The 11,693-nt window shown below is 56.6% G+C and carries 11 protein-coding genes and 1 pseudogene; 9 read left to right on the top strand and 3 right to left on the bottom strand.

Going from position 1 to position 11,693, the window contains the following annotated elements; all coding sequences use genetic code 11:
- Positions 1–90 precede the first annotated feature (90 nt).
- The 5 genes from tnpA (at position 91) to ACSQ3E_RS30500 (ending at position 4,511) form a co-directional block, all read left to right on the top strand.
- Positions 91–987, top strand: a complete 897-nt coding sequence (gene tnpA / locus ACSQ3E_RS30520) for an IS66 family insertion sequence element accessory protein TnpA (protein ID WP_436125468.1) — start codon at positions 91–93, stop codon at positions 985–987.
- Entirely contained in the window at positions 984–1,268 is a 285-nt protein-coding gene (gene tnpB, locus ACSQ3E_RS30515) for an IS66 family insertion sequence element accessory protein TnpB (RefSeq protein WP_436125467.1), read from the top strand. Before tnpA ends, tnpB begins: the two co-directional genes overlap by 4 nt.
- Positions 1,269–1,841: 573 nt before the next feature.
- Positions 1,842–2,126, top strand: a complete 285-nt coding sequence (locus tag ACSQ3E_RS30510; protein ID WP_436125466.1) for a hypothetical protein — start codon at positions 1,842–1,844, stop codon at positions 2,124–2,126.
- A 437-nt stretch (positions 2,127–2,563) separates the two neighbouring features.
- Positions 2,564–2,872 (top strand): hypothetical protein, encoded by a 309-nt coding sequence (locus ACSQ3E_RS30505; protein WP_436125465.1) that lies wholly within the window; start codon positions 2,564–2,566, stop codon positions 2,870–2,872.
- A gap of 916 nt (positions 2,873–3,788) precedes the next feature.
- Entirely contained in the window at positions 3,789–4,511 is a 723-nt protein-coding gene (locus tag ACSQ3E_RS30500; protein ID WP_436125464.1) for a GGDEF domain-containing protein, read from the top strand.
- Between the two features lie 56 nt (positions 4,512–4,567).
- Here the strand turns inward: ACSQ3E_RS30500 and ACSQ3E_RS30495 are convergent, their stop codons facing one another.
- Positions 4,568–5,008 (bottom strand): MucR family transcriptional regulator, encoded by a 441-nt coding sequence (locus ACSQ3E_RS30495; protein ID WP_436125463.1) that lies wholly within the window; start codon positions 5,006–5,008, stop codon positions 4,568–4,570.
- 360 nt (positions 5,009–5,368) lie between these two features.
- Here ACSQ3E_RS30495 and ACSQ3E_RS30490 point away from each other — a divergent pair, with 360 nt between their 5' ends.
- From ACSQ3E_RS30490 to ACSQ3E_RS30480, 3 genes are all read left to right on the top strand, one after another.
- Positions 5,369–5,590: a hypothetical protein gene (locus ACSQ3E_RS30490; protein WP_436125462.1), complete on the top strand. Its 222-nt coding sequence runs from the start codon at positions 5,369–5,371 to the stop codon at positions 5,588–5,590.
- Between the two features lie 253 nt (positions 5,591–5,843).
- On the top strand, positions 5,844–6,179 hold the full coding sequence (locus tag ACSQ3E_RS30485) for a slr1659 superfamily regulator (protein ID WP_436125461.1): 336 nt from the start codon (positions 5,844–5,846) through the stop codon (positions 6,177–6,179).
- 552 nt (positions 6,180–6,731) lie between these two features.
- On the top strand, positions 6,732–8,774 hold the full coding sequence (locus ACSQ3E_RS30480; RefSeq protein ID WP_436125460.1) for a putative bifunctional diguanylate cyclase/phosphodiesterase: 2,043 nt from the start codon (positions 6,732–6,734) through the stop codon (positions 8,772–8,774).
- 520 nt (positions 8,775–9,294) lie between these two features.
- Here the strand turns inward: ACSQ3E_RS30480 and ACSQ3E_RS30475 are convergent.
- Both ACSQ3E_RS30475 and ACSQ3E_RS30470 read right to left on the bottom strand, forming a co-directional pair.
- On the bottom strand, positions 9,295–9,435 hold the full coding sequence (locus ACSQ3E_RS30475) for a hypothetical protein (protein ID WP_436125459.1): 141 nt from the start codon (positions 9,433–9,435) through the stop codon (positions 9,295–9,297).
- A 650-nt stretch (positions 9,436–10,085) separates the two neighbouring features.
- Positions 10,086–10,388, bottom strand: coding sequence for a putative quinol monooxygenase (locus ACSQ3E_RS30470; protein ID WP_436125458.1), 303 nt, complete (start codon positions 10,386–10,388; stop codon positions 10,086–10,088).
- A 971-nt stretch (positions 10,389–11,359) separates the two neighbouring features.
- On the opposite strand from ACSQ3E_RS30470, the pseudogene ACSQ3E_RS30465 reads away from it, so the two are divergent.
- Positions 11,360–11,693: pseudogene (locus ACSQ3E_RS30465) on the top strand (hypothetical protein); the annotation flags it as partial.

Below are 11,693 nucleotides of genomic sequence, written 5' to 3'. Positions count from 1 at the left end.
GTCGTTTCGTAAGCGTCCGGCCCTGACACCTCGTTGGCGTAGTGCAAAATCGCAGCATGTGGAGTTCCTTCGTAGCAAGGAGGGTCTCCGGTGAATTTGAGACATTTCGAGAACATGGCGCGTAAGTCCTTCTGGGTGGTTCATGTCGAAGCGTGGCGTCAGAGCGGGTTGGCGCGCACAACCTATTGCCGCCATCACCATCTCAACCGGCGTACGTTCGAGCGCTGGCTTGACCACCTGATGGGCAAGGAAGCAGCGCGCAAACATGCGGAATCGCAGGCACAATTGCTCCGGGAAGCGTGTCCGCAACACCGCCAGAAAGGGCCGCGCCGGCGTCAACGCCAACGTTTTGGCGTGAGCACGGATGTGCGCAGTCGTGCGCTTCGGGCGTTCTGGGCAATGCATGTCGAGGCGATGAACTGGAGCGGCATGGGCGTTCGCGAGTATGCCGCGGCACTGCAGCTTTCACCCTACGCGTTGCGCCGTTGGCGTGACCGCCTGGAGGATGGCGAGGTTGAGATCGACTGGCGCGCGCATCTTCATCCCTCCGCCCGCCCGACCGTTAGCACTAGTGCTAACGGCACGACGTCCGAACGCGGCTTGACAGGTGCCGCGAAGGATGGACCGACGCCGCCCCCGCAAGCTGCCAGGCGCTTCTTCAGCGACGACGAAAAGCGTGCCATCGCGCTGGAGAGCAACCAGCCAGGCGTGAGCGTCTCGGCCGTCGCGCGCAAGCACGGGATCGTCACGGGGATGCTGTTCCACTGGCGCCTGCAGTTCGACGTGGCGCAGAGGAAGCGTGCAAAACTCGCATCCGTGACGCTACCTGACGACATGCCGGCGACGCTGGCCTTGCAGAGGTTCGTGCAACCACCTGACGGAATGATGGCCGTCGATCTGCTTGACGGGCGGCGCATGTTCGCGCCGGAAGGGTGTGATCCCGATGTCGTGCGCGCACGGATCGACAGCGGAGGGGTGAGCCCATGATGATCGTTCCGGCGGGCGTGAAGGTGCATCTGGCGTTGGGTCACACCGACATGCGGAAAGGCCTCGACGGGCTTGCCATGCTGGTCCAGGCAACGCTGAAGCAGGACCCATTCTCGGGTCATCTGTTTGCCTTCCGGGGAAAAGTGGCCGGCACATACGCCCATGCCGAAGCGGCAGGGCTGCGGCCTGTATCTTGTCGAGGATCGCCTCAAGATTGGCGACCTGGCGTTGGGACAGCGACGTTTCGAACACGCCAGATGAGCGCGCGCGAGGCCGCGTAGAACCTGCCACGGTCCATGGGATTTTCCTTCTGCTTGGGAGTAGAATTGAGCAGCGCGGGAGGGTGCTGTGCAGCCGCTGGCCGCTATGACCTGGCAAGACTGGCTTTATCTCGCCGTCGCCTTTGGTGCGGCGGCGGGCATTCTGTGGGTGTTGGGTTTCTAGGCGTCAGCCACCGTCACGCCACAACATGCAAGCCAACCAGACAGCCGGCCATTGTGTTTCTCTTAGTTTTTGGTGACTACTGTCGTGATCGGGTGTCGCGGGGGCGGTAAGCCGGAGATAGCTGCATGAGCGAGCAACCCGTGAGCGCAGGCGATTATGTTCTTGTGCGCGTTCAGGTGACCCACAGACTTAACGACGGCTATCTCATTGCCAGCACGCCGGGTCTAACGTCCTTTACAGTCCATGAAACTGATGTTCTGACGGTTGCCGCAGTGCCGGATCGGGTAAACCGGCTCGCTGTGGTAGCCTAGCAGACGGCCCGTTCAACAGCATTCAAATAACGCGTGCACCGGACGATTGGGACCCGAGCATCTGTTCCTTGCCGCGTCAAAATGAGTTCTAGCCGCCGCATGGCTGAAAATGTCGAAGTGCACCGCTATGCGGTCGGCCACTTCATCCTAGTGCTTGCACTAGGATTTGCAGCCTTCAGCCTACCTCAGCAAGGCGCCCGTCACAGTGGGGATACCGATCGGCTTCCACGCGTCGGTTCGCAGCCAGGCGCCATTGACACGTCCGCCCTCCCGGTCCTTGGCAGGATCGAAGTGAATGCCTTCGAATTCGGCCGCAAGGACGTCGGCGTCGGCTCGGGTCGCGAAAGAAATCCTCCTGCTTACCGTTCGGCCATTTCGCCGTGACCTGCTGCGTCCTTGGGCGGGGTTCGAAGCGCCGGCAATGCGCTCAAGCATGTTGTAGTCTCCATACAGCACAGGTCGTTGGGTAGAGCGACCTGATACGGCAGGTTCTGGCTGCGGCACGCGAATGTGGTCGAGGTGTCCTCTTGCCGCAAAAAGGCCTGTCGGACGGAGGGCGTCACGACAGGCCTGCTGCGGAGCATGGGCCGGAGGGGGGATGGCCATGCTCCAGTGCTAGAACTTCGATTGCTTCAACATGTTCCACAGTTCCACATGGGCGATTAGCCAGAACTTCTGCCAATTCACTACATCAATGTTGGATCGCACGAAATGAAGGGACGCATAAACCATTCCGAGGTTTCAAGCGGCCCGACGGTCTGGTCTACGATTGGCAGAAGGGCTGGTAGGTGCGAGAACTTCCCCTCAAATGAGGGCTCGCGATGCCAATAAAAACCGAGGGCGGGGAAACCCGTGAGTTCTTGGTGATACCGCCAGCGGGGGTATGGTTTGACACAAGACGACGCGAGATAGCCATAGAACTCGAACGCCGGTTCCCAAATATGAAATTCACGGTGACCGTGGTGTCCGGCGAGCAGGACGATAGGGACTTCAAGGTGATCCCGATCCTCGGTGCGGCTGATGGCAACCAGCCAATGTTGAAATGGGCGTCCATGGACGTCATCGAGGAAGTGCTAGGCTGCTTGGCAGCGTTTATTGTGCAGTCGGAGACAAAGCCTATCCTCCATTGAATCGGAGACGCCACCATGTCGCGAATAGGCCACGTTCCGCCCGAACAGAAGATGCCGAAGCTGATCGTCGTGACGGCTTTCAATCGTGATGCCGAAGGCGACCTCAAACCAGTTTCGACAGGGCAAAACTCGACATATTGCCGTTGCCGATGCGCCACCGCATGCTGAAAGGCTTGGCATTGTTACAGACCGGCATCGGCGGTCCGCACCACTCCGCAGCCGTACATCACATGATTTAGGTAAGCTCGACTGATGGCTGCTGCAATCTATGTGGCTTGGTCAGAGATCGTAAGAGCTTGCAAAGTTCAAGAAGGTCAGTTTCAAAGGCCTGCGGATTTGATAGTACCGCGTTGCAGCGTTTGACGTCGCCGGCAGACGGCAAGTCTGTGCCTGGATTTGTGCCTGGATTGTTGAAGCTCGGACCGTCAGGTCTGCTGCCAGCACCTGTATCCGCCGCCGTCGCTGCTCCGCAAAGCAGCAGCAGGACGATCGTGCCGACCAACATTCTTGTAAGAGTTGTCGACACATATCCCATGCTCGCTCACTCCTATGCACCAAGAGCCTTCAACGCCTCGACAAATGGCTGCTTTCTTATTGTATTTCATAACCTTTAAATTCTTCCGAGTGGATAGGGGTTGAGTTTAATCAATGTCTCTACAAAACTAGACCGCACAGTTCTCCGGCTGCTCGCTCCTCTCCGGGCCCGCCGAATTTCCCGTAACAACACGAAGGTCCGGATAAGAATAGCCCGACTTACCGTCCCGCAAGGTAGCGCTCCCCAAAGCGGCAAGGAACGGGGCGCTGGTGCTAAACGTTGATCCATCATTTTCGACATTTCATAAGGGATGCTTTACTGACGCTGCGCTAATATAGTGAAATGACTCGGCGCAATCTCATTCTCGCAAAAGCAGCCGTCGTGACCGCGATTGCGGTTGTTTCGACCTTTGCACTTTCATTCTCCACCAGACTAGCCCTTGGAATGCCTATCGACTGGCTCAGTTGGGTGGAATGCACCGTGATTCCTATTGTCATCGCGATGCCAGTCGCCTCCTATATTTTCCATCAGTCCGAGTTGTACAAGGAAGCCAGTGAGGCGCTCGCGAAATCGCACGCGGCATTGAGAAGGACGCACGAAAAACTCAACTATTCGACCAGCCACGATCCGGCGACAGGACTTTTCAATCGAGAGGCCTTTATCGGTTTTCTGGCTCGCGTCCGTCGTGAAGAAGATTGCGACACACTGCTCCTGATCGATGCTGACGATTTCACAAAGATCAATGACCAGCACGGCCATGCCAAGGGTGACGAGGCCCTGATCCGAATAGCCAAGGCGCTTTTGTACGCAACGCGACCCAGCGACGTTGTGGGCCGAACCGGAGGCACCGAGTTTGGCGTCATACTTGGCGGCGTTGACAAGGACGGCGCGGCGTTGCGGGCAGATATGATCAGACGGCAAGTGGAGACGATCCCCTTGGTGAAAAGTGGTCGAGGAAGCGTCAGGGCAACGGTTAGCATAGGCGGCGCCGAAATCCGGGGTTCGGCCGATACAGCGGAAAGCCTGCGTCAAGCCTCTCGATGCCTCTACGAGGCAAAACTTCAGGGCAAAAACCGGGTCTCTTTCAGCTACAAATCGCCATAACCATTCATGTGGGCGAGACCGAAGCCTTGCCGTGCGGGATTATGTTTTGAGCGGCATTAGCGCGCCAACGGCACTTGGGGTTTGCGGCCAAGTCCCAATTCCTTGGCAATCCTAGAGCGCAACACTGAATAATTGGGTGCGACCATAGGATAATCGAAAGGCAGCCTCCACTTTGCCCGATATTCCCCCGGAGTTAGGTTATAATTTGTCTCGATGTGATTTTTAATAGATTTAAACTTACGCCCGTCTTCCAGGCAAATGATGTAGTCTCCTGTCACAGAGTCTTTAATCGGCACAGCCGGTCGCATAAATCGAGCGCCCGAAGATCGCCCACTCGATGACGCTATTTCATCAAATGATTTACCAACGCTCCCTATCAAACTACTGATATCGCTTAAGGGGACCGCGTTGTTGGACACGTATGCGGAAACGATTTTCGCGGTAATTTCCCGATGGGAAATAGCTGCGTCACGCTTAGCAGAAAATATTTCCATCATTCTAGTCCTCTTATTTTTGTATCATAGATAACCTATACGCTGTCTTCCCCGAGAGCAAGAATACTTTTGGTTGTAAAATTATTCAAAGTAAGACGTTGACGTGTACAGAATTGCGCGGCTCGCTATGTGTAGTTGAACGCGTCGGGAGCCGACCCGCGCTCCTCGCTTGACGTTACGTTAGGATTAGCTAAATCACCCGCTTAAGCTCAGCATTGTCGGCCCCGCCTGGAGGCGGGTACCTCGTTGGCCTGTGCTGGAAAAATTAGGTCTCGCGCCCCCCGCGGTTAGCGTGTTCTTGAAAATGCGGAATGCTGAAGCAGGTTTACATCGCGACAGCAGGTTCCAGGACTGGGTACTGGCATGTCTGACATCGAACTGTCCGAAGCCCGAGTACTGGCGCAGGCCATGGGCGATCCGGAGTTCACTTGTACTCTAGATGCAGATGAGGCCCTCGCAGTTTTGAAGCTGCTGACCAACGCCAAGCTGGACGCCGACACGATTGGAGATCAGCACCTCAGCCGCGAGATTGGCATGGGCATCAAAATCGCTCTAGAGATCGCCCTCGGCCGGTTAATCCACTGACCATGACGCCTTAAGAAGCCGTACGCGACGGTCTTGATCCTACGCTACCGACTGGGAACGGCCGTCCCGATGCTTGGAGCGGCGCCTGAGGGGTACACTTCCACTCGGCTCCGAGACGCAAGATCTCCCAAGCGCCGCGCCGAATGGGTGAATTTAGTTCAATTCCATAGAATTGCGCCAATCTATTGTACATGTCGCAACCAATATGGTGGGAGCATGTTTAAGGTGATCTGATGCATTGAAGGTGGCTCCCATGGACATCAATACTGACCAATATAGTGTTTGGGCTGAAGGAACCGATCTATATTTCAGCGGGGTCATGCGCCTGGAGAACAAGGCCGCTCCGGAGATTGCGTCACTGGTACGGGACCTCCTGAATTCCAGGCCGCCAGCTATCACGGTACATCTGTCCGACCTTGAATTCCTCAACTCACAGGGCAGGAATATTCTGGCAAAATTGGTGATTGAGGCCCGAAATCATCCCGAAGTTCGGATGGTGGTTCGGGGCAATAGCAATATTGTGTGGCAGGAACGATCGCTGCCAAATCTCAAAAGATTATATCCGGGCTTGGTATTGCTTATGGATTGAAAAGCGAAGGCCTGCCGGGGGGGGCGAATTCGCGACAGGTCTCGCTGCTAGAGCGCCGGACGGTTCGGGTCGTTGCCTTGCACTCCGGTAGGCTAACGAGAGCTGCTAGTGAAGGTTCCAGCGAGATATCAATCGACCCCGTTAGGAGTATCGTTCGGCCATCGGCGGTAACTTGCAGGGCATCGTCGAACGAAAGTCGCCAGTGCTTCCGCCCCAGTTGCGCAACTATTCTCGGGCAGTGGACAGCAAGAGTTACCTCTGATTGAGGCGTCATTGCTGAAGGGACTAACATACTTGATACGATCAACAAATTTAGGGGTTAAATTAGGGAATTCTTATTGAGTTACAACTCAAATCGATCGGGCTGATTACGCCCTATGGTCGTAGATATTTTTTCCTTTCATGAGCTTTCTAATGGCCGGCGGCGCCCATCTCCCTCCTCTCGGTTCCTCGGGTCGTCATAAGAAGAGGGTCATCATAACCGCCGTGCTTCTCTCGCTTGGAGTAGCAGCGGCGCTAGGGGCTGTCGTCAGTGGCGCCATCTATTCCATCGTGAGTACTGCTGATGAACTTGATGAGACACGGGCAGCTGGCGCGGCGGCGTCCGCGCTAGAGTCGTTACGTTCACAGATGGCCGGCACAGTCAGGGACAATGCATTCTGGGACGAGGCGTATCGCCAACTGGCTTCGCCAACTCGGGATGCCTGGCTGATCGAGAACTGGGGGTTCCCGACTTTAGATTATCCGCTCTATGACATGGCACTGGTGATCGGGCCCGACGACAAACCACTGCTGCACTACCGCTATGGCAAACCAATGGATGTGCAGCCCAGCGCGTTTTTCGACAGCTCTTTGGCTCGCCTTGTGGAGCGCGCGCGCTCTGGTGATAGCCTTCGAGGAGAAGTCCATGCCGATTTCATACGAACTATTCACGGGCCCGCGCTAATCGGCGCTGCACGTATCCGTCCCTTCCTTCAAGGCATTCCGCCGCCGAATTCTTACATTTTGATATTTGAGAAGGATCTTGACGCCAAAGCGATCAACGAGATTGCCCAAAAATTCAACCTGAGCGGCCTTCAGCTAACTGATAGCCCCGTGGAAGGCACAGTCACGGCGCCGTTGGAAGATGTTGACGGGAACGCGGTTGGCTACATCAGCCTTCCAGTAGAGAGACATGGAACACAAAGCTACGAACGTATTCGTCCGCTCATTTTTGGAGCGGCTGCCATCCTGCTTCTGCTGATCATCGGCATTGGCATGATTGGTCTGCTTTCGGTGCGTTCACTTGCCAGGGAACAGGCCCGCGCGAGACAAAACTCGCTCCACGACCATTTGACCGGCGTGCTCAATCGTCCGGGTTTGTCCGAATATGTCGAAAATCTCGTGCCCGATGAGTGCAGTTCGGCAATGATCGGTCTGTATCTGGTAGACATTGACGGCTTTAAAGCCATTAACGACCTCTGGGGACAACAAGTTGGCGACAAACTGCTGGGAGCTGTCGCAACGCGCTTGAGCAGGGATCTGCCACTGGGAACAACGATATCTCGGTTGGACGGTGACCAGTTCGCAATCGTGTCGTTGGTCGACGCAGCTGGTAAGGTCGCCCATTTGCAATCGGCCGTGAGTGAAGTGTTCGCAGAACCTTTCAAGATTGGCCGCTGCGAGATCGAGGTTGGCGTTAGTGTTGGCGTGACCGAGACCGTGTTGGCACGGGCGAATTTCCACGACTTGCTACGACAAGCCGAAATGGCTCTGCATCAGGCAAAGCATGGGTCAGATGGCGCGATGGTCGTGTTTCACCCGCAAATGGAGGCCAAACTTTTTGAGCAAGCGAAGCTAGAGCAACAGTTGATCGACGCCCTGGATCGGCGCGAGATCAAGGTCGTATTCCAGCCGGTCGTAGACGCGCGCAGCGGGCATATTTGCGGTGTGGAAGCCCTGGCCAGATGGAACAGCGAGAGCGGGCCGATCGCCCCAGATGTGTTCATACCAGTTGCTGAGAGGGCCGGGCTCATCGGGATACTAGGGTCTCAAATTCTAGAAAAAGCTGTGGCCCAAGGCTCACTCTGGCCAGGCTTGCAGATTGCTGTGAACGTGTCCCCCTTGCAGCTCCGCAACCGATATTTCGCTGGAGGCCTAAAGGCCACTCTCGACAAGTTTGCGTTTGAGCCCCACCGTCTGACCATTGAGCTTACAGAGGGCGTTCTTATTTCGAATGCCGATGAGGCAAAACGATCAATCTCCGAGATCAAGGCGCTCGGAATTAAGGTGGCTCTCGACGACTTTGGTTCTGGTTTCGCGAGCATCGGCTCCTTGCGGCAATTCCGTTTCGATCGCGTCAAGTTAGACAAATCGCTCGTCGCGAGTATCGAACACGATGTTCAGGCCGCAGAAGTATTGGATGCCACTATCAAACTGGTTACTGCTCTCGGGGTCCCCGTCACAGTCGAAGGAATCGAGGATCGGTATCAGGCGGAGTTTGCCCGAGAGGCCGGCAGTCACCAATTGCAGGGCTATTGGTTTTCCAAGCCTCTCTCAAAAGAGGAACTAACCAAGCGTTTCCTGGGCAGCAGTTTGGCAGAGCGTGCTGGTTAGGTACGCGCGGTGCTACGTGTTTACTAACATCTGCTACGGTAAGGTTACAGGCATCGAAGGCGCGGGGGCGAATCCTGCAGCGCTCGGTCGAATCGCGCGACGATTCGGCAGGGAGCCGCCGCATGAAAGCATGGTCTCAGCCTTAACAACGATCAGCACCTATCAATCTCAGGCGTCGCCGCCGCGAAGTCAGGAAGCCGAGTTGCTCGGAACTAACCCGCCTTATCACCAAGAGCACCGTGATGCGGCCGAGGTCGGGCGCTGGGGTTGAGGGTGGAAGTACCAGCCGGTTGGACGGGTTTCCTCCCACCCATTGCCCAGTCCCCGAGCAACACCTCAATGTAGCAGTGGCCTCGAACGCAAGTCATCCATGTCACAGTTTTTTGATCAGCCGCCACCCGATTCCGGGTTTATCGCGAGGATGGGCAAAAACCGCCAGGAGGGCAGGAGGGAAGAGAGCACCCACGCACTGCCAGAACGCGATCACAGGCGCGGCGGAGAAGCTGGATCGCTGAGGCTGCTAGCGGCGCTTGAGGATGCCCCTGCGTTTTGCATCCCAGTAGTTCAGCTGATCGACCAGATCGTCCGCATCCTGAAGGTCAAGCCCTGTAGAAGGCATCCCGTCAGCATAGCTGGGCCACCCGGTGAACACGTCGATCACCTTCCATGTCCCGTCGGGCTCTTTCCTCAGGTCGTATCTTCGATGGTCCAAGCGGCGAGCTTATCGTGGGGCCAGAATGTTTGGAACAGATTTCCGAGTGACCCGTCGGATAAGCGGCACTAAGCAGTTGCCCCATGCCCGTCCGCTCCACAGCGCAGCCTTCTGGAAGGCCTAGCTTACTCGGCGGTGGCGACAGGTTTGTCAGCAGCGTCGAGCGCCACGGCTGAAGTGTTGCTTGTATCGTGATGTCGAAGGGACCGGAGGTGGGGAGAGGGTCCCTCTTCTTGCGGCAGATGGCCCTCCCCATCCCCGTTGCACCAGCCCTGAGCGCTGCAACCGCCTACCCTACCACCTGCCCAAAGCACACTACCACCGTTACACGATTTGTTGATCGGACGGATGGAGCAATGCTTGGTGTATCAGTGAGTGGAGCCTCTGGGCGGGTGGGGGGCTTAGGCGAGGCTCCAACCCACTCTTGCTGCTCGCACGTAAGAAGCAGGGAGAACCGGTCAGAAATTTGACCAGCCAACTGGATAACGGCATCAATGATCCGAGCTAACGTGCTGAGGCAGGTGGAACCTCTCAGTCGAGGAAGGCTACGAGGGCAAAGCTCCACCCGGCGCGACTGGCTACGGCGAAGAGCTTTCCGCCTAGCCCCACGGCTCTGAAGACGAGACGTGAAAGATTGTCGCCTCGGGTGTGCCAGACGCGACCTCGCCCAGCAGCTCTATCGTCTTCTGAACTTCGGCAAGGGCCTCTTGGCTCTCAAGCGCCGCCTTGTTTTCGAACACCTCGGTCGCCACAAAAGAGTTAGGGTCGCCCAGATCGCGCCCAATGTCGAAGCTGATGACGCCTTTCAGCGGTCGGCTCACGGCGATCACCTCCTTGAACGCAGCGATGAGGGCTTCGCTCTTTCCTGGTTGGCATTGCACCTTGAAACGAACGACTATCATTTTGCACCTCCCAAGGTTTTCAGGCGAACCAGAATTTTACCCTGTCCGGTTCAATTCGTATACGTCACATCAGATCTGGAAGAGGTACTTCCGGCGGGCCTCACTATGGCCAGACCGAAACATTTGCCCGCGAACTGGTTCGCGCAGCCGGGCATAAATAAAAGCCCCACCACCTCATGACGACGGGGTACGCTGCCTGCACCCTTTGCGCGCCACGGTACTCAATACACGCACGCAGATGTTCAGAATGCATCGCCAGCATTAATATTAGCTCACGCTCTGCCTTCGGAGGGCAGAGTCGGACATATGCTGCTCATCGCTATGAATGACAGGTGGGTGAGAAAATGGTCTCAGTGTTGGCGCGGAGCAATGCCTAAAATAGGAACCCTCCCACCTGGGCTTTAGGTGTCCTTCGGTTCTGAGTTTCGAGCCAGCCGTACGCCTGGGCCGCCACCATTTTCCGGAATGAACTCGATGCCGGCGGCCTCGAAAGCTAGTCGAATTGCGTCGCTCGTCGAACTCTTTAGCTGTTCGCCACGTTCAAGACGGGCGATCGTATCAGGCGATACCTCCGCGTTTCGAGTAAGGTCTCGCGTCCCCATCCCAGCGCGACGCGCCATATCACATTGAAGTGCAGCCAGTCTTTCGAACACCTGAACGTCTCTGACGCCAGGCGTCAACGTGGCACTATTTAGGAATTAGTCCGCTTTCTACCAAACGCCGAATAGCCTCAGATCGCGTGGGTAAATCAGGTTGGTTACGACGCCATTCGTCTATCCGCGCCAGCAGTTCGCTGGAGAGCCGCAACTCAAAGCGTTCAGTTTTCATTTCCGAGGAGCTAGGCGTGTTTGACAATATGCGCGTCCGTAATGTACGGTATGTACGTAAAAATTACTGCCTTGCAGCCGAGCGACGTGCTCCAACACACCGCTCGGCCTAACCATAACCTAAGCTGTTGAGGAGCTCGGATCATGGCTGATTCCGACCATAGCATGAGTTTGGCTTGCGTCACGCGGCGGATGGCGCTTGCGGGATGGGTTGTTGGTGCGACCGGATGGACGTTTGGCCGCGAGGCGTCGGCTCGCAGCATTGATAGTACAGGTGTGACCTCCGACCCGGCGTTGGAGCTGTGGCGGGAATGGGATGCCGCACATATGCAAGCAATGTGGCGCTGTGACCGGCTGCAGGAACTCGAGGCAGCACTTGCCGAGCGAGTGGATGGGCTGTGGACGGTTGTGAGCAGCCCTGACGGCGAGGAGACCATCGTTTGCTCGATGGCGGCGGTGGACCGGATTATCGGCGAGA

It is taken from the genome of Aminobacter sp. LjRoot7 (assembly GCF_964252895.1).
Lineage (GTDB): Bacteria > Pseudomonadota > Alphaproteobacteria > Rhizobiales > Rhizobiaceae > Aminobacter > Aminobacter aminovorans_B.
Note: the sequence above shows the minus strand (reverse complement) of the source record. Positions and strands in the feature narration are given on the sequence as shown.